This window comes from Marinococcus halotolerans DSM 16375, assembly GCF_000420725.1.
In the GTDB taxonomy this organism is placed as follows: Bacteria; Bacillota; Bacilli; order Bacillales; family Marinococcaceae; genus Marinococcus; species Marinococcus halotolerans.
The window spans coordinates 223,765-246,960 of sequence record NZ_ATVM01000002.1 but is presented as its reverse complement, the minus strand read 5'-3'; the positions used below and the strand labels follow the sequence as shown (position 1 = coordinate 246,960).

Here is a 23,196-nt window from a genome sequence, read left to right as displayed (position 1 = left end):
TTGATGCTGTGGCATCAGTTGATGCCCTAAATTTGATTCTTTTCTTTGGGGCTCTGGCTTGTCTTTCCTTTTCAAAGAACGATCTGCCGCTCAAAAAAGCAACTTAAACAATTTAACATGGTGCATTTAAACTGTCAACACCTTTTAAAGTGACACGTAAATTATAACCTTTGATCAACTAAATGTCAATGGAAATAATGGTGGGCCTGAGTGGACTTGAACCACCGACCTCACGCTTATCAGGCGTGCGCTCTGACCAACTGAGCTACAGGCCCACAGGCACAAAAAAATAACTTGAAGAAATATATTTTTTTGTAATAATGGAGCGGGTGATGGGAATCGAACCCACGACATCAGCTTGGAAGGCTGAGGTTTTACCACTAAACTACACCCGCAAATAAATGGTCGGGAAGACAGGATTCGAACCTGCGACCCCTTGGTCCCAAACCAAGTGCTCTACCAAGCTGAGCTACTTCCCGCAGATGCTGCTGAAAAATATAAGTAAATGGTGCGCCTGAGAGGACTTGAACCCCTGGCCTTCTGATCCGTAGTCAGACGCTCTATCCAACTGAGCTACAGGCGCATATTATGGTGCGGTCGAGAGGACTTGAACCTCCACGGGATAAACTCCCACTAGGCCCTCAACCTAGCGCGTCTGCCGATTCCGCCACGACCGCGTACCGATAAATATATAATGGTGCGGGTGAAGGGACTTGAACCCCCACGTCACAAGGACACTAGATCCTAAATCTAGCGCGTCTGCCGATTCCGCCACACCCGCGTGTTGTTGGCTGGGCCAGCTGGATTCGAACCAGCGCATCACGGGACCAAAACCCGATGCCTTACCGCTTGGCTATGGCCCAATATATTGAGTAAAAAATGGCGGGCCTGACGGGATTTGAACCCGCGATCTCCTGCGTGACAGGCAGGCATGTTAACCGCTACACCACAGGCCCTCAACTATATAATGAAAATGGTGGAGGATGACAGGATCGAACTGCCGACCCCCTGCTTGTAAGGCAGGTGCTCTCCCAGCTGAGCTAATCCTCCATGTTGGTGACCCGTACGGGATTCGAACCCGTGTTACCGCCGTGAAAGGGCGGTGTCTTAACCACTTGACCAACGGGCCATAGGAAATGGCGGAGAAGGAGGGATTTGAACCCTCGCGCCGTTTACACGACCTACTCCCTTAGCAGGGGAGTCCCTTCAGCCACTTGGGTACTTCTCCAATGGCTCCGCAGGCAGGATTCGAACCTGCGACCAATCGGTTAACAGCCGATTGCTCTACCACTGAGCTACTGCGGAATGTAAGTATTTCTTTTTTGAGACAAAGAAAATTCTACAAGATCTATTATGTAATGTCAATACGCTTTTAAAAGGGAATTTATAGCTTTTTTCGCCGTTTTTTGAAGCACCCTCTCTCAAGCGACTTTTATAATGTATCACACCGAAAAAACACTGGTCAAGGTTTTTCTATATTTTTTTCAACGTTCCTCTGCAGGCTGCACAGACATATCTTCGTGTGTCCAGTTTCCTCGTTCTTTTAAAAGATATTTGACAGCTTTCACAGGCATACTGATAACGTTTTTTCTGTGTTACACGGTATCGTTCCAAAGAACTGCAATGCATGGTACCTCCTACCTGCTTCAGCAGCTCCTGAAATTCACCGTCTTGATGTTTGTACCCTTTCCCTTCCAAATGTAAATGATAATGGCACAATTCATGCTTTATAATATCAATGACTTCCAGACGCCCGTAATCGTTCATCGACTTTGGGTTCACTTCGATGTTCCCTGTAGAAAGCACGTATCTTCCTCCGGTGGTCCGCAGTCTTTGATTAAACGAGGCACGATGTTTAAACGCTTTTTGAAATTTTTCCATTGATATCTGCTGCGTCAAAGCAGTTAATTCTTCATCCGTCATTTTTTCCTCCCTTAAAAAACAGAAGGTATGGACGCCCTCTGTTTTTTCATTTTCTATTTAGTTTACCATCGTCAGGGCTACCCGTCCCCGTTTTTGATCAATATCTTCCACCCATACCGTAACTATCTCTCCTACTGAAACTACCTCCATCGGATGCTTGATAAAACGATTGGCGAGCTTGGATATGTGCACGAGACCGTCTTCTTTGACCCCTACATCAATAAAGGCCCCAAAATCCACAACATTGCGGACTGTGCCCTGAAGCTCCATGCCTTTTTCCAGGTCATCAAGAGTCATGATGCCTTTTTTCAGGAGAGGCTTCGAAAATGTATCACGAGGATCCCGGTTCGGTCTTTTCAAATCCTCTATAATGTCCTGCAGTGTCGGAACGCCTACTTCAAGAGCTTCGGCAAGCTGATGCACCTCCTGGTTTTCCAGGGCTTCCTTCATTTCTTTTGTGCCGGCCTGTGCCGCTTCAAGCTCCAGGTGACTCAGCAGACGCTCTGCGGTCTGATAGCTTTCCGGGTGAATGGCCGTACGGTCGAATGGGTTCGAAGACTCGGGCACCCGCAAAAAGCCTGCTGCCTGCTCATACGTTTTCGCTCCGAGTCTCGGTACCTTCTGCAGCTCTTTACGACTGGTAAAGCCTTCAAGCGCTTCTCTTTGCTTTATCACATTGTTTGCCACCGCTTTAGAAAGACCGGCCACATATTGAAGCAGACTGCTCGAAGCGCTGTTCACGTCTACCCCCACCTGGTTTACCGCTGTCTCTACGACAAATGTCAGTGACTCATTCAGCCTCGCCTGCGAGACGTCATGCTGATACTGCCCTACCCCAATAGATTTAGGGTCTATTTTCACAAGCTCCGCCAGCGGATCCTGGAGTCTTCTTGCAATGGAAGCTGCACTTCGTTCTTCAACCTGAAGATCCGGAAATTCTTCCCGGGCAACCTCCGAAGCGGAATACACACTCGCCCCAGCTTCGTTTACAATAATATACGAAACGTCTTCTTCCGCTTCATCTACGACCCCGGCGATAAACTCTTCTGTTTCCCTCGAAGCCGTACCGTTACCGATAGCTATAACCTGTATATTGTACTTTTCAATTAAAGAAAACACCTCTTTTTTCGCTTCGGTCACTTTATTTCTAGGCGGGACCGGATAGATCACCCCCACCTCAAGCAGCCTTCCGTTGCCATCTACAACCGACAATTTACAGCCGGTGCGGTATGCCGGGTCTACGCCAAGTACCGTTTTCCCCTTCATTGGGGGCTGAAGCAGGAGGTTTCGAAGGTTTTCGGAGAAGACTGAAATCGCCTGCGTTTCCGCTTCTTCTGTTTTGACTTTCCGAAGCTCCCGCTCGACTGCCGGACCAATTAACCGTTTGTAGCTGTCTTCGATCGCTTCGTTCAACTGCGGCACAGCAGGCGAGCCGAAACGCTTCACCACTTTCTTTTCTATAGTCGAAAGAATTCTGTCTTCTGGTGCCTGAAGGGAAATTTTCAGTACTCCTTCACTTTCTCCGCGGTTCATGGCTAACACGCGGTGCGACGGGGCCTTCGCCAACGCTTCTTCATGGTCGTAGTACATGCTGTAAATGCCGCGTTCATCTTTGGTTTCATCTTTAGCCGCGGACTGAAGCCTGCCCTGCTTGTAGCTGAGTTCGCGTACACTGTGGCGGATACCGGCATCATCGGCAATCTGTTCAGAGATAATGTGCCTGGCACCTTCAAGTGCCGCTGCGACGTCTGCCACTCCGGCTTCTTCGTTTACAAACGCCTGCGCCTGTTCTTCCGGCGTGCCTTCTTTCGGCTGCGACATGAGCCATTCCGCTAACGGCTCAAGCCCTTTTTCTTTCGCTGCCGTCGCCTTCGTTCTTCGTTTCTGTTTATACGGACGGTACAGATCTTCTACTTCCTGAAGCTGCACGGCTCCATTGATGGATTGTCTTAATTCCGGCGTTAATTTTTCCTGTTTATCAATCAGGCGCAGTACTTCCTCCTTGCGCTCTGCCAATTGATTTGCGTAATTCCAGGCCTGCTGGACATCCCGGATCACCATTTCGTCCGAAGCACCGGTCTGCTCTTTACGGTAACGGGCAATAAAAGGGACCGTATTGCCCTCTTCAATCATATGTATAATGTTTTTGACATGATTTTCCTTTATTTGAAGATTGGAAGCTATTTGGGACGTAACACTGTTCATCTCTTTTTCCATTTATATTTCCTCCTGTCGAGCGTACACGCCATTGAAAACTACATTTATTATATTATAACGCACACCTGCTTATGCAGGGGGCAAATTCATCATAACATCAAAACGCCTGATCTGCTTTCGCTCCTTATACACAAAAAAACCTCTCACCACCGGGAGTGATGAAAGAGGTTTAACCTAACGCGCCAACCATTAAAGTGACATCGTCGTTTTCATTTTCAGCTTTTTCAGCAAGCCTGTTTTTGTATTCCTCTACCGAACGCATATGCGGCAAAGCACGTTGGTCTTCAGAGGATACAGTCATGCCGTCCGAGTGAAGAACAAAAGAGATTCCTTTATCGAAAGGAACGTACTCGAGCCGGTATTGAAACTTTCTTCCCGAAAGATATCCCTTTGTTGGGATCGGTCGAAAAATTTCTTCATTATCCGCACTGATATAGCAGGTAATATTGCCAATGCTCCCATAAGTCAGCTCCTGCTCCTGATAGCAGACTTTAATGATCGCAAGCACCACTCCCCGCTCAGAAACAAGCGCCCGGTTACAGCGCTCCAACAGCATGGGAATAGACTCATGCTTGTGAGCCCGGATAATATTCATCGCTATCTCTGCGGACTGCCTGGCACCTTCACCACTCCCCAGACCGTCCGTTACAGAGCAGAGAAAAAAGTCCTCTGTTTCGACTACAAGATAGCTGTCCCCGCAAACGCGGTTCCCCGGCTTTGTCTTTTGAAAGACCGAGGTATTCACTTGTGTATTCGAAATGGAGTCCTTCATTACAGGCACTCCGAAGGCTCCACCCTTATAGATTCACGCAGCTTCTGCAGAGCCCTTCGCTGCAGCCTTGAAACGTGCATCTGGGAAATACCCAGCTGCTCTCCCGTTTCTTTTTGACTTAAGTTTTCGAAATACGTGCATCGCAGTATTTCTTTTTCTCTGTCCGTTAAAACGGCAAAAGCTTTTTGAAGCAGCAGCTGTTGGTCTGTTTTTTCATATCCTTCTTCATTGGCGCCGACAAGGTCCAGCAGTGTGACAGCACTGCCTTCCTGATCTGCCTCTATGGAACGGTCCACAGACAACGCTTGATAGCTTTTGCCCATTTCCATGGTTTCGAGCACTTCTTCTTCACTTACTTCAAGGTACTCGGCAATCTCATCCACATAAGGAGAACGCTGCAGACGGGTTGTCAGCTCTTCCACAGCTTTTTTGATTCTCGGACCGAGTTCCTTAATACGCCGCGGCACATGTACGCTCCACGTTTTATCACGGATAAACCGTTTAATTTCCCCTACAATCGTCGGTACCGCAAACGATTCAAAACTCCTGTTAAAAGAGTCGTCAAAACGGCGCAGGGCTGCCAAAAGCCCAATCATACCTACCTGATAAAGGTCATCATCGTGATCCTGTCCCCGGGAGAACTTCCTCGATAAAGACTGCACAAGTGGTTCATAATGCTGTACAAGCTTGGTTTGAATCTCTTCCGTCGGGTCTTCCTGGAACTGGCGGATCCATTCATAAACTTCTTCACTCGTGCCATTATTTTTGTTCTTGCGCGTTTGTTTCGGTTGAGACTCCGTCGACATTATTTTCCACCTCGTCTCTTTGCAGAAACTTTGTCATAGAAATAGCCACTCCATTTTCGCCGCTGATTTCTACTTTATCCATCAATGTGTCTATGAGGAACAGTCCAAGTCCCCCCTCTTTCAGTTCATCGATCGGCTTCCTGCTGTCCACGGGGCCGAGGTTTTGATCCAGTTCTTCAAGAACAAAGCTTTGACCTGTGTCTGCTACGACCATTTCCACCCGGTCTTCGAACACATTACAGGACAGGTGCATATTGCCGGTTTCTTCGTACGCATGGTTTACTACATTTGTGCATGCTTCCGCTATCGCAATCTTGATATCCTCAATGTCATCGTAAGAAAAACCGAGGCGGTTTGCGAGTCCTGAAACTGTCAGCCGGGCGATTCCAACATATTGAGGCTTGGCCGGAAGGGTCATTTCCAAATAATCTGACTGGCGTTCCATTATTTGGCCTCCTCTGTATTTTCATCATCAATAGTGATTACTTCATCAAGTCCGGTAATAGTAAACAAGCGCTTCACCCGATCATTCAATCCTGTCAGACGCAGCGTGGCATCATGATTTTCAGCTGACTTCAAAGCACCGATAAATATACCAAGGCCGGTGCTGTCGATATAGCTCACCTCTGTCAGATCCACTACCACTTCCGCGCCTTCTTGTTCTGTCAGCGGATTCAGGTTTGCTTTCAGCTCCGGCGCCGTATAAGCATCCACTTCACCAGCAACTTTCAAAATTTTCTTTTTATCCGATTTCTCTATCACTTCTGTCGATAAATTCATTCAGTAAACCTCCTCATAACCATGCTGCTATATATAAATCACGATTTTTTAAATGTGCATCCTTGTCATCTTTCCCACATTACAATCTGGTTAAACATTTCTGCGCAGTATAATCAATGTAAAGTCGTCACGAAGCTGAAAGCCCTGGGCCCTTTCCAGTTCATAGAATACGTGATTCACAATCTCCTGGGCAGGCAGATGCTGATACGTACGAATGAGGCGTGTAATAGCCTCGCGCTCAATAAAGCCGTCGTCGGTCCGGCATTCGGTAACTCCGTCTGATAAGAGCACAACAAAATCTCCCGGGTCCACCGTGAGCTGATATTCCTTATAGTTGGTGTTTCGCTTAATGCCGAGAACGATGCCCTTGGCATGAAGCTCTTCAAACGTATCTTCAGCTGCCTTATAGTAGAAACCAGGTTCATGCCCCGCTCCTGCATAGTTAAACTGATGGGAGCGCGAATCATACGAGCCGTACATCATCGTAATAAACATGTTTGAAGCAATGTTCTGCTCTACCACCCGGTTTACATTTTCAAGTAAAGCCCCGGGCTGAAGGCGCTGCTCCGGATAACTGTCCATTGTGTACTTGATCATTGACATACATAAAGCCGCCGGTATCCCTTTACCAATAATATCTGCGATCGCAAGCCCGACACAGTCGTGGTCGTCTTTAACAAAATGGTAATAATCACCGCTCATTTTCGAAGCCGGAACACTTAGAACACCTACATCCAAGCCATTTATGTGCGGAATTTCATCCGGAAGAAACGTCTGCTGCATATTCGCAGCTACGTTAATTTCCGCTTCCAATTCCTTTGTTTTATCACGAAGACTCTGGTGTTCCCGGTAAGCCAGGCCGTAGCCCATCATTACCTCGAGAAGAAGCTCAAATGATTCATGCGCTCCTTTAGGGAGGTCCGGAAAGAACTCTTCGAGCACTTCGAGATGAAGGCTGACCACTTCTTCCGGAGAAATTTGTTCCTCAAGCACTCTCTTACTGAACTGCTGGGCGTAATACAAACCCTGTTCGCTCTGCTCTTCTAAATACGCCCGTAAAATATTCGCGTATTGATCATGTAACAATTCTTTCGACTCAGCCAACGTTTTTCCTCCTTAACGGAGCCATTTGATTGCCGTTATCGTTGTACCCTCTTCCATCACGGAGTCAACGTCAAAATCATCCATCAGTCTTCTCACTCCTGGAAGTCCGGCTCCTAAACCACCCGAAGTAGTATATCCGTCTTCCATTACTTCTCTTATGTTCTTAATGCCGGGGCCACGGTCCTTGGCCGTAATCTTTATGCCCTTCTTTTTCTGGGTCCCCCGGGTCTCTTCCACCGCTTCGATAACGATTTCCCCTTTTTCAGCGTACAGGTAGATGTTTCTTGCCAGCTCTGAAATAGCTGTCGTTATCCGCGCCTGATCCACACCGCCAAACCCTATTTCCTTAGCTAAATTCCGACCGGCCTGCCTGGCTGATACGATTCCCCATTCGGTCTGCACTTCAACACTGGATTGGATACTCATGCTTACCCCTCCAATTCCTGTTGAAGTTTCTCAAGTCCCTGCTCAAGATCTAGCGCTGTTGGTACTTCTTCAAGCATAATGCCCATATCTATCAGGGTGATCGCCACTGCCGGCTGAATACCCGTCAGAACAACTTTTGCTCCCATTAAATTGGACATTTCAACGACGTCGCCCAGCACTTTAGCGATAAATGAATCAATCATATCCACGGAGGTTAAATCAATCACTACGCCTGTAGAGCCCTCTTCGTGAATTTTGCTCAGCAGATCTTCCTGAAACTGAAGAGCTGTTTGATCATCTAGATCTACTTGCACTGAAATTAATAAATAATGACTTAGTTTTAAGATTGGAATCCGCATCGACTTATGCCCTCCATTCTGCTCCATTCTCTATCTGAACCATTTTGCGCTGCGTCAGCTCAAGCGCTGATTCAATACCCTTGCGCAGGCTGCTCTTCGTCGGGAAGGTACTCAGATCAATGCCCAGATTCACAATTGTCTGGGCAATTTCCGGGCGGATACCGACCAGAATGCACTCCGCCCCTACCAGCCTCACCGCTTTAGAGGCCTGAATAATATGGTTTGCCACCATCGTATCCACTACCGGCACGCCGGTTATATCAATCAAAACCACCTGGGAACGATGCTGAATAATTCCGTCGAGCAAATTCTCCATAATAAGCTTTGCCCGCTCGGTATCAATCGCTCCAATTAATGGCATGACACTGACTTTTTCAAAGACAGGAATAAGAGGAGCAGAAAGTTCATTCAGAGCCATCTGCTGAAGCTCGAGTGTCTTTATCCACGAATCGGAATAATCATCAACCAGCTGATTCACGATCGCATCCACCCATTCTTCCACTTCTACAATCAAGCGCACGCTGTCTCTTTCTGCATTATTAATATATGGAACAATGTAGGCAGTGACGATACGCCGAAACACCTGCATCCCCTGCGTAAAATAGCTCAGCGGCCAGTCGGTCTGGATAAGTCTTTCCGCAAAATGCTTAATTTTGCCTTCGGCCTCCGACCGCTCTAAACGGACTGAGCTGTACAGCACATCAATAAATTCTTCGTTGTTTGTGAATACTAAATCATCAGGAAGGGAGTTTTCAAAATATTCTTCCTGAACCCGGGCCATCTCTTCTTTCCATTTGGAAACCAGCTGTTCCTGATGGTCATTGATAGCCTGCACTACAGATGAATGCATCGTGAATTCCTCCATCTAGTCTGTCCATTTCCGTTTACGGGCGGGAATAATTTTCATGTATTAATACCCGGACTGGTGCATACTTTGTATTGTATATTATTTGTTAATGACACACCTGTACACTATCATACTCTATTTAGTATTATTCCATGTATAGTACTTTAGCGCAAACAATTATGGCTGCAATCATATATGTTTCCGAATAAAATTTTTTACAATAAAAAAGCTGCCCGCCTTTCACAGACAGGCAAGCAGCTTCTTTATTCATTTTTGTTTCTTTAAAAGAAGAAATATAATTTCGAGTGTTTCAGATTCCGCTAAGCAATCGGCGATTCAAAGAATGATCCACTTCTGTTTCTGCCTGAAATGATTCAGCAGCAATATTTAAATTAATACTGCTCATTTCTTCGTAGCCTTGCTTCATCGCCTCTTGAAACTCCAGACGTTGGCGTTCTTTTAAATACATCTCTGTGGCTTGATGAATAAATTCGTTGCGGTTTGCACTCTGCTGCCCCTCTTCAATCATTCCATCAAGTTCGTCAAGAAGATAGTCAGGCAGGCTGACCTTAATCTGCTTAGTGCTTTTCTGATGCACTCCACACACCTCCAGGTTGACCCTTTTAGATTCCCATCCCTTAATAATTACTTAATTCATCATAGCATTTCTATATGCTGTTTGCAAAGCGCGTTTTTAATAAAATCAGGGGTTAAACCTGTTTTCAGGAGTATATACCCGGGGCACGCGTTTACTGATAGTGCAGGGAACTTCGTATGTAATTGTTCCAAGGCGGCCCGCTACTTCCGTGACGCTGATCGTTTCCTCTTTCTGGCTGCCAATCAGTGTCACTACCGTATCCACCGGGAACTCATGCGGCAGCCGCACCATCATCTGGTCCATGCAGATCCTTCCTACAATAGGGACCCGGCAGCCTCCTGCCAATACTTCTCCATGATTTTCAGCGTGCGCTCTCAGCCAGCCATCTGCATAACCAATAGGCACAGTACCGATCCATTCATTTTCTGTAGAAGTGTACGTTGCTCCGTAGCTGATGCTCGTGCCCGGCGGCACTTCCTTCACCTGGGTCAGGCGGCTGTGAAGCGTGAATGCCTCCTTCAGTGTAAATGGAAGATGCCCGGTAATATCTGCTGCAGGGGTCAATCCATACATCGAAATACCGAAGCGGACCATGTTATAGCAGCGCTCCGGAAAACGCATAGCTGCTGCACTGTTACCGCAATGAATCAGCCGCGGGAAGCTCCCCATCTGCTGTACCAGAGCAACAACCTGGGAAAAACGGGCATACTGCTGTTCAAAATAAGCAGTCTCCAGTTCATCAGCAGTAGCGAAATGCGTGTACATCCCTTCCATTTCTATAGAGGGAGCCCGGGTTAAAGCGGCCAGAAAGGAAGTGATTTCTTCGTCGTTTATCAATCCCAGCCGCCCCATCCCGGTGTCTACTTTCATATGAATTAAAAGCGGTTCTCCGGCTGTATACCGGGAAGCTTCTTTTAGCCATTCTTCCTGAAAGACCGTGAGGCGGATACCGTGACGGGCTGCCACCGGGGCGTCCTGCGGCCGGGTTCTGCCAAGCACAAGGATGGGCAGCTTTATGCCGGCTTCCCGCAGTTCGAGCGCTTCTTCAAGCAGCGCCACCCCAAAATACGATGCTCCCGCCTCCGCTGCTGCCACAGCAGTTGCGGCTGCCCCGTGCCCGTACCCGTCCGCTTTAACTACGGCCATTACAGCCACGTCCTCTGCATGAAGCTTCCGCACTTCACGGATGTTATATTTAATATTTTCTGTGTTGATCTCCACCCACGTATCCCGGTAGGATTCGTTGGAAAATGCCATGAGGACTCCTCTTTTCTGTCATTTCTTTTGTGTCTGAATGAAAGCCAGGGCTTTCGGCAGATAATCGATCAAATTGGATGCAGTAAACGAATAATCCGATATTCCTTCTTTTATCGCAATCTCTGCAGCCAAACCGTGCGTATAGACGGCATTACAAACTCCCTCTTCCACAGTCGGGGCCTGAAGCATCATGGCAAGTACAATACCGGTCAGTGCATCCCCGGACCCTCCTTTGGCAAGGGCGCTGCTTCCACTAGTGCTCACATACTGCCGGCCTTCAGGAGTAGTAATGATCGTATTTGGCCCTTTCAGCACAAGATAGCAGCCGAATTTGCGCGCATATTCGCGTGAAACCGTAAACCGCTCTGCGTTGATCTCCTTTGGGGAACGGCCTGTCAGACGGCCCATTTCACCGGGATGCGGGGTCAGAATCAACGGGTGCTCCCTGTTGGTCATTTCCGTCTCCAGCTCCGGGAGAAAATAAAGTCCGTCGGCATCCAGCACAAGCGGCGTTTGTGTCTCTGTCAGCAGCCGCTTCGTTAGTACTCTCGTACTTTCTGTCCGTCCAAGCCCGGAGCCGGCCGCGACACCGTCCATCCCGTCCCATGGGAACGGCGTTTCCTGTAAATCGGCGACCTGTCCGTCCTTTGTTTCAGGCAGTGGGAAGTAGGTTGCTTCAAGCACATGAGAAGCGACGGCACCCAATGCAGACTCCGGTACGCTTGTGGTCAGAAGCCCAATCCCCGCATGCAGGCAGGCGTTTGACGCGATGGCCGGGGCGCCCGGCATATTGTAGGCACCTGCTATCAGCAGGCCTTTGCCATTATCCCCCTTGTGCGACTCCTGCGTCCGTTCCGGCAGACTTTTGGCTGCGTCGGTTAAATCCCATGTCTGTCTTTTCTGATCCAGAGCTTTCCACGAAACCTCAGGCACGCCGATCGGTACAATCCGAACTTCACCGTAATAGTGCCTCGCCGGATACAGGTACGTGCTCAATGTAGGAGCTTCAAGAATTACCGTGGCATCAGCCTTCACGGCCATACCGGGAAGTTCTTCCTCGTTCGCCGGTACGCCGGTGGGAATATCTACAGCTACCACCGGTGCTTTCATGCTGTTCAGCCACTTTGCGGCAGAATAAAAAGGCTCCTTCAGTTCTCCGTGAATCCCGGTACCGAGCATGGCATCAATATAAATGACCCCTTTCCCGGGAGCGTCCGGGGAAGGGACCCCGGCGCCCGCCTTCAGCGAAAGCCCGCAGGCACAGTACAAGTCTTTGTGGTACAGCGCTCCTCCGGAAAGAGCCTCCTCTTCTGCCAGCAGATACACATAAACATTCCACCCAAGGGAGGAGAGGGTTCTGCCGATCACAAAACCATCACCCCCGTTGTTTCCCTTTCCTGCAAAGATAACAGCCGTATGCGCTTCTGGATACAAATCATGGATGTCATCCGCCGCTGCCCGTCCCGCGTTTTCCATTAGCAGCTCTTCTTTCATTCCAAGTGTTTCGATGGTGTATTGATCGAGCTGCTGCATCTCTTTGCTTGTTACGATCTGCATCCTATTTGCCGCCCCTTTCTTCAATAATAACCTGAGCCACAGCACTGTCCCGGGAGTGACTGATGGAAACATGAATAATATAAGCCTCGTAGCCTGCACAGCGGAGCAGTGGCTCCCCCCGCTCTCCATTGCTCACTGTAATATCATGAAAGCCTGTCTGTGAAGAAATGCCGGTGCCTGCTGCCTTTACAAACGCTTCTTTAGCAGCAAACCTTCCTGCTGTGAATTCTACCAGCCGTTTTCCGGAAAAATACTCGCAGGCCTGTAATTCATCTTCGTTTAAAATCCGCGGCAAAAATCTTTTCTGCTCTAAAGATCGCTCGATCCGCTCTAATTCAATAATATCAATGCCAATCCCTTTAATCATTACTTACTCCCTTCCCGCAACGCTTTTCGTGTATTCCTTTAATTATTCATGCTACACTGATCGTACAAACTTCTACACTTTAGTGTACCCGTCACCAGAAAGGGGACTAACCCACTTGTTTATCCGCCACGAGACTTTTTCTACGTTTATAAGACGCTATCCTGTAATTTCCATTATATTAGCGATCCACCTGCTATTGTTTTTCTGGGTGAATCTTTCGGAATTGACGAACGGCCTGATTCCGTTCGGGGAAGTTGTGTATTACTTAATGGTCGGCAATAACTTCGCTATTCAAAGCGGGGAGTACTGGCGCCTTCTTACCCCAGTGTTTTTACATACGTCTTTTGGGCACGTGCTTTTTAACTCCTTTGCCCTGCTGCTTTTCGGACCGCCGCTTGAATTCATGCTCGGCCGACTCAAATTTCTGACATTTTATTTAACAGCGGGGGTCATTGGAAATATTGCCACACTCTTTTTTGGTTCACTTTACCTGTCGCACCTCGGAGCCTCCGGAGCTATTTACGGACTGTTTGGTGCTTATGTATTTATTATGATGAACCGCCGGCACCTCATTGACCCTTCCAGTGCCCAGATAGTTGTGGTTCTTCTTGTGATAGGCATGATATTCACTTTCCTGAATTCCGGAGTCAATATATGGGCGCACGTATTTGGATTCGTTGCCGGATTCGGGCTGATCCCTTTGTTTTTAAAAAACGTAGTTCCCTTTTATTTCTCTCAGGGATTCGGACCTTCTTCCGACATCCGCAGACCGCGACGGAAAGTACGCGCGGTGACTGCCCAGAAAGCCGGAAGACGAATCGCCCTGATTGCTGCCTACGTCATTGTCGGCGCCGTGCTTCTCCGGGTCATCCAGCTCGTCATCACAGCGTTGATGTAAAAAGAAAAGCGAAAGAAGCCGAATAGTGACGAGGGATCTGGAAGCTCTTTTGCCAAGTGGTTCTTTCACTTGGAAAGAAGAGCTGAAGAGACCTGCCGTCACTGGCTTCTGGAGCTGGACAAAAAGAAAAGCGAAGCCCCGCGGCATTAGTAGGATTTTCGACTAAGTACGCCACATCCTGTGGCGACGTCGAAATGATCCACTTCCTGTGAACCTACGGCTGGTCTGGCCCCTGGCTGGACTTGGCCAGAGTCAAGGAAGCCAGGGCAGCCAACGGAATAAGCGACTGCGGGGCGTAGCTGGACATCAAGAAAAGCGAAAGAAGCCGAACAGTGACGCGGGATCTGGAAGCTCTTTTGACAAGTGGCTCTTTCACTTGGAAAGAAGAGCTGAAGAGACCTGCCGTCACTGGCTTCTGGAGTTGGACAAATAAAAGCGGAAATGCCCCGGGAGCCGCGAAGGGTACTTCCCGGCCGCGCAGAGTAGCCTGCTGCTCGAAGTCGGACGGAAAGTAATCCCGAGAGGCTGGGCATTGAAGCTAGACATCAAGAAAAGCGGAAATGCCCCAGGAGACGCATATCCATCTCTATATAATAACCGCTTTCCGGATAGAAAAGAGGCCCTTCCCGCAGAAGTGGCCTCTTTTTCATTCATCTGCTTTTTACGAGCAGATTGATAGCTTCCTGGACAGATTCATTGGTGTCTTCCCCTCGTTCCATCTGTTCGCGCATGCATTGTTCCAGATTTTCACTGACAATTACGCCGATCGCACGGTCCATCGCAGAACGCGCAGCTGACATCTGCCCTACAGTGTCCCGGCAGTCCTGTCCTTCTTCCATCATCCGAAGAACACCCCGCACCTGCCCTTCGACACGGCGGAGTCTGTTTTTAATATTGGCATCATATTCCATGAGTTAAGCGGCCTCCAATGTATTTTCAAAATGTACATTGTCATTATACATGAAATAATTGGGAATTTCCTACACCCTCTAATAAATTTTCAATCAGCCCGCTCTCCACTCGATCGTGTTAGGAGCTGCAGGAACTTCCCATCTTTGGTTGAGCGGCACTTCTCCAAGTGAGTCACTGTTTTCAGAGATAAACTTTATCGATTCATATCCAAAATCAGCTGCTGCCAGTCCCACCGCATCAATCATCGCCTGCTGCACCTCCACAGACGTATCTTCGAGAGAGCCAGCCAGGGTGATAGTTACAGATTCATCTTCACCTTCCACATTCCCTACAGTAAGGGAGCCGGGGATCGGGGCTCTCACTTCAGAAATTTCAGGGCCTTCATTCATCCTCACCAACGTTTCCTCGAATGAAAGCAGACTCCCGTTTTCATTCGTAGTAGAAACACCGGCTCCTTCACCGGTCACTAAATAAGAGGCGTCATTTACATCATATAAATAATAGCCCCGATTTTCATCAATATCCCGGACATCTATTTCTTCTTCGCTTCCACTGCTTTCATCAGGTATATTTGATACTTCTATACCTTCTTCCCCTAAATAACGGGCAAGCTCTTCAATGCCGCGCTCAATCCGGCCGGCCTCCGCAGCCGTCGTTTCGGAAGAGACTGCTGCTTCGAGACTGCCATTCTCTGCATTTTCCCAGGACACCTTTTCAGTCATAGCAGGACCGAGCCCGAATTCATTTCCATCTACTTCTTCAGTAATAAAGTTTAAAAGCTCTTTCAGATTCGTTTCTGCTACAAATGTTAAAGGGACAATCACTGATCCCTGTACACTTTCAAAGGGGATTGTCACCGCGTTCACACTGTCTCTTCCTTCTTCCTGGGTAAGCGCGGCTACATACCCTTCCGGCTCTTCTCCGCTCTCTTCCGTATCTTCCCGAATTTCCGGCGGGCTTTCTTCTTCGGCGCCGTTCTCTGCCGGCTCAGGTTCTTCAGCTTCTGTGCTGTCTGTATCGTTTTCAGCTGTATTTTCCGTTTCCTGCCGTTCGGTGGACGCTGAATCTCCGGTCTCATTCTCGTCTTCAGCGTTTTCCTCCTGAGAAGGGGAAGCCGTCTGATTCGAAGTCCACCATATTCCCGGAACGATAAGTATCGCGAGTAGGAGAACTGCCGCCGAGGTAAAAACAGGAGCCGGCCAACGCCGGTGCGTGCGGTATCTTTTTTTTGAGTCCAGCTGGTCCTGAATATTATGATAGATTTCATTTTTGGACCGTTTATCCTGCACCCGGGGCATTTGCTTTAATGAATGTTCAATCCGTTCCCTGGAACGATTATGCTTCTTCAATCTCCTGCCCTCCTTTCTTCTAAATTTTCCCTGTTTTCCATTAAGTCCTGTATTTTTTTCACGGCCCGGTGCTGTGTCGTTTTCACCTTACTTTCCGACCATCCGAGCACTTCGGCTGCTTCTTTGATCGAGAGCGATTCCACATAACGCAGCATAAGCACCTGCCGCTGGTCCGGGGAGCATGCTTTCATGCATTCATAAATTTCACGCACATCGTCTTTCGCAGTGAGAATCTCGTCTGGAAGAGGCGCCGGGTCCCGCATTTCCTCTTTTGATAAAGGACCCAGCACTCCCAGCCATTTCCGCTTTTTTCTGTTTTGCTTGCGGATCCAGTCTATGCCGACGTGTCTGGCGATAGAATAGAGCCAGGTTTTTTCACTGCTTTTGCCTTCAAATGTTTCAAAGGAGTGCAGCACTTTAATGTACACTTCCTGGACTAGTTCCTCTGCCGTTTCACGATCTCGGACCATATAAAATAAATATTGGAAAAGGGAGTGATGATATTGTTCATATAGCCTTTCAAACTCATCATGCATGATGAACACTTCCTTAATGTAGACGTTCCCTGTCTTTATTAGTTACACCGGTAATTTTATTAATAGAAAGTGGAAAAAGGGATTACGTTTCCACCCATTTTCTTTTTATGTATATTTAAAATTTAATTCTTCTGCTGATACCTCATAAGATATTAGCAAAATACTTCGCACTATTATAGCATTTCCTCAGTTTTTTCTGAAAAACCCCCCGCCGCTTTCACGCTCTGGTTTAACATTAGTAAAGTCCTGTTTATGTTCATTTGAGGGATTTGAACCTTTCTTTATTTTGAAACATGGTATAATTATGTAACAACATTGTATTATTTGTAAACTAAATTTAATATTCGACCTGGGGGGATTCCATGAAAAGATTCTCATTTTTAGCAGTTGCTGCCACAGCCATTATTACTCTCAGCGCCTGCGGCACCGCAAACAATGAAAACGCGGAAAACAATGAAAACACATCCGAGACGGCTTCTGTTGAAGCCAACGGAGAAGAAGAGGAAGAAGAAAGCGAAGAAAATAAAGAGCAGGCAGACGAAGAAACAGCTTCCGAAGCTGATAAAGAGGCAGAATCCGACGCTTCCGCTGAAGATAGCTCCTCTACAGAAGAAAACGCCACAGAAAATGAAGAGGAAAGCGTAGATTCCTCAGATACCTCCAGCGAAGAGGCTTCATCAGAAAATGCCTCACCTGAAGATAACGCGACAGAAGAAAATGCTTCTGAGGACACAGCCAACAGCGAAGAAGTCACCGAAGAGTCTGCTGAAGATTCCGAAGATGCTAATGCGGAAGCAAAAAGCGCATCGTCTTCTGAAGAAGAAGAGGCTGTAACAGAAGAAGTGACTGTTTACTATCTCGACGGTGATTTAATGGAAACAATTTCTGAAACCCGAAGCCTGGAAGCAGCGTCTGAAAACGACCTGCCGTTTGAAGCTGTTCAGGCCTGGCTCGACGGCCCTGAAACAGAGGATGCCACAGGTCCGCTTCCAGTGGAAACCGAAGTACAGTTTGTCGAATTTAAAGACAACACCGCCTATGTTTCCTTTGAGCCCTCCGTCCTTGACGCCACTACAGTCGGCAGCACTCTCGAACTCGCTTTTGTAGAACAGCTGGCGGTGTTGATGGACCAGTTTGGATACGGTCAGACGCAGATTCTCATTGACGGCGAAGTTGTCACAGACTTTTACGGACACCGTGAAATCAACCAGCCTATCGAAGCGACGGACCCTTCGGAGCTTTACGGCAGTAACTAAAGCCAGGCATATAAAAAAAGCGCCCGCACGTGCGGACGCTTTTTTGCTTTCTATTAGTTGCTAAGCTTTTCTGCCACTTTTGCCACGCGGGCACCTAAACGGCCGCCCATTGTCAATTCGCCTTCACTTGGCATCCGTGTACCATCCGGACCGGCAAGCGTAGAAGCACCGTACGGTGTTCCGCCAACAAAGTCACGTTCAGCCATTTCCGGATTTTCTCCATAAGGAAGACCGACAAAAATGAATCCAAAATGAAGAAGTGGAACGACTGATGTAATAATGGTCGTTTCCTGGCCGCCGTGAGCTGTGTTCGTGCTTGTAAAAATGCCTGCTACCTTGCCTTCAAGTGAACCGTTGGCCCAAAGGCCTCCAGCTGCGTCCATAAACTGCTTCACCTGCGCCGGCATGTTGCCAAAGCGTGTAGGAATACCCCATACAACGCCGTCAGCCCATACGAGATCATCTGTTGTAGCTTCAGGAATGTCCGCCTGTTTATTTTGTGCCTCGACGTAGGCCTCCTGCGTGGACATGCCTTCCTTGGCCATTTGTGATTCGGGAATTCTTACGACCCTTACTTCTGCGCCTGTTTCTTCTGCGCCTTTTGCCACTGCTTTTGCCATTTCGTGTATATGTCCATAGGAACTATAAAATGGTACCAATACTTTACTCATTAACAACACCCCTATCACTTATATTTATAAAGTTACTTACTTTTCGAAAGTACATGAAAACATTCTTACTGTCAACTCACCCTTCAAGCTATACCCCAGCCCCTCCTCTACGAAACAATGATTTTGTGGTACTATATTCATAAAGAGGTGAACTATTATGCAGAAGACTTCCATCTGCCCGAAATATGAATTTGCTGCGGAACTGCTCGGAAAAAAATGGACGGGCCTGTTGATCCTTGTCCTCCTTCAGGGACCGCTCCGCTTCAAGGATATAAAAAGAGAAATTCCGGATATGAGTGACCGTCTGATCACAGAGCGGCTGAGAGAGCTTGAAGAAAAGGGAATTGTCGAACGCAGTGTTTTTCCGGAAAAGCCTGTCCGTGTTCAATACCAGCTGACGAAAAAGGGGAAGGATCTCGAGCCAGTCATTAATGCAATACAGCACTGGGCTGAGGCGTGGGTTCAATAAAAAGCAGGTACTTTTCATGCAGGAAAAGCCTGCTTTTTGTTATGATTCAAACACAAAAAAAGCGACTGCCGGAAGGCAGCCGCTCCTAACTCTTTATTTTTCCAAAAACATCTGCGTCCAGTATTGCCCGTATTCTCCGCCTTCTTCATAGCCAATGGCGATGTGTGTGAAATCCGGGTTTAAGATGTTATCACGGTGTCCCGGTGAGTCCATCCATGCATCTACAACATCCTGCGGAGTGTCCTGTCCGGCTGCAATGTTTTCCCCGGCACCATCATAGCTAACGCCGAATTCCTGCATCATTTCAAAAGGGCTGCCGTATGTCGGGCTCTCATGGGCAAAATAATCATTTTCAATCATATCCTGAGACTTTGCGTCTGCTACGCTTTGCAGAGAACTGTCCGCTTCCACCGGCTCAAGTCCATTTTCTGCCCGCACTTCGTTCGTCAGACGGACCACTTCCTGTTCAAATTCTGACTCACTTTGAGAAGATACGGCATCTGAAGTTTCAGCTGAACTGCTTTCTGAAGAGCTGCTTTCGCTTCCTGGTATAGCAATGCTCTGGCCTACACTGATCACGTTAGGGTTCTGAATGTCACTGTTTTCTTCCATGAGCGCTTCTACACTTACTCCGTGCTCATTGGCAATCGTATTTAAAGTGTCTCCGGACTCTACAACGTATGTATCCTGCCCGAGAGCGGTTAATGGGAAAATAAGTGTTGCTGACAGAGCACCGACGACGGCTGTTCTTTTAAATCTCATGTCATTCACCTCTTATAAATGATAGATAGCTAAATATATTAATGATAACGTTATATTAAAATTTTACCATTAATTTCTTGAAAATAAACAATTCAAAGGAATTTTACAAATTTTTGCGGCTATTGTCCTATATTTTACATTAATTAAATCTAAAATTTTCCTTATCAAAATAATTACTATTGGACTCTACCCTCCTTGTTGTTGCCGAAAACTAAGATTATCTATTAAGATAGGAAGAGTGCTTACGAACGCGGACAGATTATCAGCAAATTTAAACTAAGGATGGATATAACGAATGGCTACATGGAAAAACGAAATTGAATCGCGAAAGACGTTTGCCATTATTTCGCACCCGGACGCCGGGAAAACGACCTTAACGGAAAAGCTCCTGTATTTTGGAGGCGCTATCCGCGAAGCGGGAAGCGTTAAAGGAAAGAAAAACCAGCGTCATGCTACGAGTGACTGGATGGAAATCGAAAAGCAGCGCGGGATATCTGTCACAAGTTCTGTGATGGAATTCAATTATCAGGGACACCGAATCAATATTCTCGACACCCCGGGCCACGAAGACTTCAGTGAAGATACGTACCGTACGCTGACCGCAGCCGATTCAGCAACCATGCTTATTGACGCAGCCAAAGGGGTCGAGGCACAAACCAAAAAGCTGTTTAAAGTCTGCAGCATGAGAGGCATTCCCATTTTCACATTTATTAACAAGCTGGACCGCCAGGGACGGGATCCGTTCGAGCTGATGGAAGAAATGGAAGACATTTTAGGTATCCGTTCGTACCCGGTTAACTGGCCGATTGGTATGGGACAGGACTTTCACGGCATCTACGACCGCCATGCCAAGAAAGTAGAATGGTTCAACCCGGACTCTCCTTCCCAGACGGAAGTCGTTTACGTAAACGGCACCGATGATCCTAAGCTGAAGGAACGTATCGATCCGCAGCTTCTGGCTGCCTTCCAGGAGGAAATTGAGCTTCTTGATGTAGCCGGAGATGCGTACGATGAAGAACGCATTAAAAGCGGAGAGCTCACGCCTGTCTTTTTCGGCAGCGCTGTTTCAAACTTCGGGGTACAGAATTTCCTCGAGTATTTCATGGAATGGGCCCCGGCTCCTGTCGGAAGGAAAAGTGACCAGGGCTTTGTTTCCCCGCTCAGTGACAATTTTTCCGGCTTTATTTTCAAGATCCAGGCGAACATGAATCCAAAACACCGGGACCGTATCGCCTTTATGAGAATTACTTCGGGCAAATATTCTCCAGGTATGCAGGTCAACCATGTCCGTATCGGCAAGAACATGAAGCTGCACCAGCCAACGCAGTTTCTTGCCAAAGACCGCAGTATCGTTCAGGAAGCATACGCCGGCGATATTATCGGTCTGTATGATCCGGGCACCTTCCGGATTGGTGACACGCTTGCAGAAGCAGACACATTTTCTTTTGAGGAAATGCCCCATTTTTCTCCTGAACACTTCGCTGCCATCTCTGTTAAAGATGCGATGAAGCACAAATCATTTGAAAAAGGACTGCAGCAATTAACCGAGGAAGGCGCCATCCAGTTGTTTAAAACGTATCAGCGGGTACCGGAGCAGCAGATTGTCGGCGTGGTCGGCGTGCTTCAGTTTGAAGTACTCGAGCACCGGCTGAATAATGAATACAACGCCCACATTAAAATGGAAAACCTTCCATTGTCGGTAGCCAGGTGGGTGGACGGTCCAGCGGAAGCAATGAATACCTTCACCAGAAAACAAAAGAATTTGGCTCTCGACCGGAACGACCGGTTGGTTGCCCTGTTTGAAAATGACTTCCAGTTAAACATGGCAAAAGACAAATATCCTGATATTTCCTTCCATGAGAATTCCTATTTCGTTTCCAGCCAGACAACGTAGGAAAATAGCAAAACGGACTGCCTTTCCCCCGGGCAGTCCGTTTTTTACGTTATATAAAGGATTTTCATGCCCTCATCGGGTATTTCCGCTTTTTACCTGTCCAGCTCCAGAAGCCAGTGGCGGCAGGTCTCTTCAGCTCTTCTTTCCAAGTGAAAGAGCCACTTGGCAAAAGAGCTTCCAGATCCCGCGCCACTACCCGGCTTCTTACGCTTTTCTTGATGTCCAGCTTCGATGCCCAGCCGCTCGGGTCACTTTCCGTCCGACTACGAGCAGCAGGCTGCTCTGCGCGGCCGGGAAGTGCCTGTCGCGGCTGACCGGGCATCTACGCTTTTCTTGATGGTTGTAGTTCTTTGATGAATTTTTTATCAATCCGGTGCTTGATTTTAAACGGCGCTTTGCCTGCACGGGTTTTGTTGCCGTAAATCATCAGCCCCTGCTTGCGTCCAAGATTTAGAATTGCCATATAATTTTTTTGCGGTGAATACTTGGTCAGTTTTTTGCCTTTCAGGGAACGCTTAATGTTTTCAAGAAGTACAGGTGCTTCTTTGACAGCTGATATTCCGTTTTTCGGAATGTCTTCATGCCCGGCAATGGTGACGCAGTCTCCCACTCCGAATATTTGCGGATATTCTACTGACTGCAGGTGTTCGTTTACGAGCAGATAGCCTTCGCTGTCGACCGGCAGCCGGGAGGCTTCAAACCAGGCTGGTGCTTTCGGTCCGGTCATCCACAGAAGGTCTTCATACGGGAAGGACAGCGAATCAGTTTCCACCGTCCGGTCTGTCACCTGGTGCACTTCTTCGTTCTCAAAATATTCAATCCCTCTTTTATCAAGAAGATCGTACACCTGCTGCCGCGTTTCTTCAGTGTCTTCCGGAAGAAGTTTACTACCGGAAATAATTTTCACCGGAGACTGGAGCTTGTTTTTCCTTCTCCATGCCTGCGTGGTAAACGCCATCTCCACACCAGCATAACCGCCGCCGACAATAACCGGGTGATGGCTTGTCCGGACGCTTTCCACCGCTTCGGAGAAGCTTTCATTAGCTTTTAAGACTTCCGCGTGCTTTTGCACATGGGGAATTTCGAGCCCTTTTGGCTGGGCGCCGATATCTACGGACAAATAGTCAAAATGCATGACTTTGCCTGCGTTGGTGAGTACAATATTCTGTCTCGGATCAATGGAAGTGACCTTGGCTGAAACAAATGTACCGCCGTTTGCGTTACAGAATGACCGAAGCGGAACACGGATGTCTTCGATGGCGTAGCGTCCTTCCATATAGCCTGAATACATACCTGAATAATACTGGTACTGTCCAGGAGAAATAAGAATCCACTCTACGTCTTTTTTCTTTTTCTTCCATTCTTTTATCACGGAAAGATTGGTGTGGCCTGCTCCGACGAATATTACTCGTTTAGTCACTGTATTTCCTCCTCTG

The 23,196-nt window shown here is 47.7% G+C and carries 24 protein-coding genes and 12 tRNA genes; 4 read left to right on the top strand and 32 right to left on the bottom strand.

The features are described from left to right. Window positions 1–198: 198 nt before the first annotated feature. The 26 genes from G548_RS0102735 to acpS all read right to left on the bottom strand — a co-directional run bounded on the left by G548_RS0102735 (window position 199) and on the right by acpS (window position 13,013). Window positions 199–275: transfer RNA gene (locus G548_RS0102735), tRNA-Ile, on the bottom strand. A 46-nt stretch (window positions 276–321) separates the two neighbouring features. Further along, a tRNA-Gly gene (locus G548_RS0102730) sits at window positions 322–395 on the bottom strand. Window positions 396–402: 7 nt separating this feature from the next. After that, a tRNA-Pro gene (locus G548_RS0102725) sits at window positions 403–479 on the bottom strand. 27 nt (window positions 480–506) lie between these two features. Beyond that, window positions 507–583, bottom strand: a tRNA-Arg gene (locus tag G548_RS0102720). A 6-nt stretch (window positions 584–589) separates the two neighbouring features. Continuing rightward, a tRNA-Leu gene (locus G548_RS0102715) sits at window positions 590–677 on the bottom strand. Between the two features lie 18 nt (window positions 678–695). Continuing rightward, window positions 696–781 (bottom strand) — tRNA-Leu (locus G548_RS0102710). Window positions 782–788: 7 nt separating this feature from the next. Further along, window positions 789–863 (bottom strand) — tRNA-Gln (locus G548_RS0102705). A gap of 17 nt (window positions 864–880) precedes the next feature. Further along, window positions 881–956 (bottom strand) — tRNA-Asp (locus G548_RS0102700). An 18-nt stretch (window positions 957–974) separates the two neighbouring features. Beyond that, window positions 975–1,050, bottom strand: a tRNA-Val gene (locus tag G548_RS0102695). Window positions 1,051–1,054: 4 nt separating this feature from the next. Next, window positions 1,055–1,129 (bottom strand) — tRNA-Glu (locus G548_RS0102690). A gap of 8 nt (window positions 1,130–1,137) precedes the next feature. Next, window positions 1,138–1,228 (bottom strand) — tRNA-Ser (locus G548_RS0102685). 2 nt (window positions 1,229–1,230) lie between these two features. Beyond that, window positions 1,231–1,305: transfer RNA gene (locus G548_RS0102680), tRNA-Asn, on the bottom strand. Between the two features lie 168 nt (window positions 1,306–1,473). Then, window positions 1,474–1,923: a SprT family protein gene (locus tag G548_RS0102675; RefSeq protein ID WP_022792612.1), complete on the bottom strand. Its 450-nt coding sequence runs from the start codon at window positions 1,921–1,923 to the stop codon at window positions 1,474–1,476. Window positions 1,924–1,980: 57 nt separating this feature from the next. Then, window positions 1,981–4,140, bottom strand: coding sequence for a Tex family protein (locus G548_RS0102670; protein WP_022792611.1), 2,160 nt, complete (start codon window positions 4,138–4,140; stop codon window positions 1,981–1,983). A 169-nt stretch (window positions 4,141–4,309) separates the two neighbouring features. Next, complete coding sequence (locus tag G548_RS0102665) at window positions 4,310–4,912, bottom strand: PP2C family serine/threonine-protein phosphatase (protein WP_022792610.1); 603 nt, start codon at window positions 4,910–4,912, stop codon at window positions 4,310–4,312. Further along, on the bottom strand, window positions 4,912–5,718 hold the full coding sequence (gene sigB, locus G548_RS0102660) for an RNA polymerase sigma factor SigB (RefSeq protein ID WP_022792609.1): 807 nt from the start codon (window positions 5,716–5,718) through the stop codon (window positions 4,912–4,914). The genes G548_RS0102665 and sigB overlap by 1 nt, the downstream gene beginning before the upstream one ends. Next, window positions 5,672–6,163: an anti-sigma B factor RsbW gene (rsbW, locus tag G548_RS0102655; RefSeq protein WP_022792608.1), complete on the bottom strand. Its 492-nt coding sequence runs from the start codon at window positions 6,161–6,163 to the stop codon at window positions 5,672–5,674. The genes sigB and rsbW overlap by 47 nt, the downstream gene beginning before the upstream one ends. Further along, window positions 6,163–6,498: an STAS domain-containing protein gene (locus G548_RS0102650; protein WP_022792607.1), complete on the bottom strand. Its 336-nt coding sequence runs from the start codon at window positions 6,496–6,498 to the stop codon at window positions 6,163–6,165. Before G548_RS0102650 ends, rsbW begins: the two co-directional genes overlap by 1 nt. A 90-nt stretch (window positions 6,499–6,588) precedes the next feature. Continuing rightward, complete coding sequence (locus tag G548_RS0102645) at window positions 6,589–7,602, bottom strand: PP2C family protein-serine/threonine phosphatase (protein WP_022792606.1); 1,014 nt, start codon at window positions 7,600–7,602, stop codon at window positions 6,589–6,591. A gap of 12 nt (window positions 7,603–7,614) precedes the next feature. Continuing rightward, a complete protein-coding gene (locus G548_RS0102640) occupies window positions 7,615–8,028 on the bottom strand; it encodes an anti-sigma regulatory factor (RefSeq protein WP_022792605.1) in 414 nt (137 codons plus the stop codon). Window positions 8,029–8,030: 2 nt separating this feature from the next. After that, on the bottom strand, window positions 8,031–8,387 hold the full coding sequence (locus tag G548_RS0102635) for an STAS domain-containing protein (RefSeq protein WP_022792604.1): 357 nt from the start codon (window positions 8,385–8,387) through the stop codon (window positions 8,031–8,033). Window positions 8,388–8,391: 4 nt separating this feature from the next. Next, a complete protein-coding gene (locus G548_RS0102630) occupies window positions 8,392–9,237 on the bottom strand; it encodes an STAS domain-containing protein (protein ID WP_022792603.1) in 846 nt (281 codons plus the stop codon). Window positions 9,238–9,544: 307 nt separating this feature from the next. Continuing rightward, window positions 9,545–9,832: a CopG family ribbon-helix-helix protein gene (locus G548_RS0102625; RefSeq protein WP_022792602.1), complete on the bottom strand. Its 288-nt coding sequence runs from the start codon at window positions 9,830–9,832 to the stop codon at window positions 9,545–9,547. Window positions 9,833–9,937: 105 nt separating this feature from the next. After that, a complete protein-coding gene (gene alr, locus G548_RS0102620; RefSeq protein WP_022792601.1) occupies window positions 9,938–11,089 on the bottom strand; it encodes an alanine racemase in 1,152 nt (383 codons plus the stop codon). 18 nt (window positions 11,090–11,107) lie between these two features. After that, window positions 11,108–12,646, bottom strand: coding sequence for a bifunctional ADP-dependent NAD(P)H-hydrate dehydratase/NAD(P)H-hydrate epimerase (locus G548_RS17175; RefSeq protein ID WP_022792600.1), 1,539 nt, complete (start codon window positions 12,644–12,646; stop codon window positions 11,108–11,110). A gap of 1 nt (window position 12,647) precedes the next feature. Further along, window positions 12,648–13,013 carry a holo-ACP synthase gene (gene acpS / locus G548_RS0102610; protein WP_022792599.1) on the bottom strand — a complete coding sequence of 122 codons (366 nt, stop codon included), beginning with the start codon at window positions 13,011–13,013 and terminating at the stop codon, window positions 12,648–12,650. Between the two features lie 115 nt (window positions 13,014–13,128). Here acpS and G548_RS0102605 point away from each other — a divergent pair, with 115 nt between their 5' ends. Next, window positions 13,129–13,911: a rhomboid family intramembrane serine protease gene (locus tag G548_RS0102605; protein WP_022792598.1), complete on the top strand. Its 783-nt coding sequence runs from the start codon at window positions 13,129–13,131 to the stop codon at window positions 13,909–13,911. 650 nt (window positions 13,912–14,561) lie between these two features. Here the strand turns inward: G548_RS0102605 and G548_RS0102600 are convergent. The 3 genes from G548_RS0102600 to G548_RS0102590 all read right to left on the bottom strand — a co-directional run bounded on the left by G548_RS0102600 (window position 14,562) and on the right by G548_RS0102590 (window position 16,708). Beyond that, a complete protein-coding gene (locus G548_RS0102600) occupies window positions 14,562–14,822 on the bottom strand; it encodes a metal-sensitive transcriptional regulator (protein ID WP_022792597.1) in 261 nt (86 codons plus the stop codon). Window positions 14,823–14,915: 93 nt separating this feature from the next. After that, window positions 14,916–16,172, bottom strand: coding sequence for a hypothetical protein (locus G548_RS0102595; RefSeq protein WP_022792596.1), 1,257 nt, complete (start codon window positions 16,170–16,172; stop codon window positions 14,916–14,918). Further along, window positions 16,169–16,708, bottom strand: coding sequence for an RNA polymerase sigma factor SigX (locus G548_RS0102590; RefSeq protein ID WP_022792595.1), 540 nt, complete (start codon window positions 16,706–16,708; stop codon window positions 16,169–16,171). The genes G548_RS0102595 and G548_RS0102590 overlap by 4 nt, the downstream gene beginning before the upstream one ends. 362 nt (window positions 16,709–17,070) lie before the next feature. Here G548_RS0102590 and G548_RS0102585 point away from each other — a divergent pair, with 362 nt between their 5' ends. Then, the gene (locus G548_RS0102585) at window positions 17,071–17,964 is read left to right on the top strand and encodes a GerMN domain-containing protein (RefSeq protein ID WP_022792594.1); all 894 of its coding nucleotides are present in this window, start codon (window positions 17,071–17,073) and stop codon (window positions 17,962–17,964) included. Between the two features lie 53 nt (window positions 17,965–18,017). On the opposite strand, the gene wrbA is transcribed toward G548_RS0102585, so the two are convergent. Continuing rightward, a complete protein-coding gene (wrbA, locus tag G548_RS0102580; protein ID WP_022792593.1) occupies window positions 18,018–18,635 on the bottom strand; it encodes an NAD(P)H:quinone oxidoreductase in 618 nt (205 codons plus the stop codon). Window positions 18,636–18,792: 157 nt separating this feature from the next. On the opposite strand from wrbA, the gene G548_RS0102575 reads away from it, so the two are divergent. Then, the gene (locus G548_RS0102575; protein ID WP_022792592.1) at window positions 18,793–19,104 is read left to right on the top strand and encodes a winged helix-turn-helix transcriptional regulator; all 312 of its coding nucleotides are present in this window, start codon (window positions 18,793–18,795) and stop codon (window positions 19,102–19,104) included. 93 nt (window positions 19,105–19,197) lie between these two features. On the opposite strand, the gene G548_RS0102570 is transcribed toward G548_RS0102575, so the two are convergent. After that, window positions 19,198–19,866, bottom strand: a complete 669-nt coding sequence (locus tag G548_RS0102570; protein WP_022792591.1) for a CAP domain-containing protein — start codon at window positions 19,864–19,866, stop codon at window positions 19,198–19,200. A 295-nt stretch (window positions 19,867–20,161) separates the two neighbouring features. Between G548_RS0102570 and G548_RS0102565 the strand changes: the two genes are divergently transcribed. Further along, window positions 20,162–21,760, top strand: coding sequence for a peptide chain release factor 3 (locus G548_RS0102565; protein ID WP_022792590.1), 1,599 nt, complete (start codon window positions 20,162–20,164; stop codon window positions 21,758–21,760). A gap of 322 nt (window positions 21,761–22,082) precedes the next feature. On the opposite strand, the gene G548_RS0102555 is transcribed toward G548_RS0102565, so the two are convergent. Further along, complete coding sequence (locus tag G548_RS0102555) at window positions 22,083–23,180, bottom strand: NAD(P)/FAD-dependent oxidoreductase (RefSeq protein WP_022792588.1); 1,098 nt, start codon at window positions 23,178–23,180, stop codon at window positions 22,083–22,085. Window positions 23,181–23,196 lie beyond the last annotated feature (16 nt).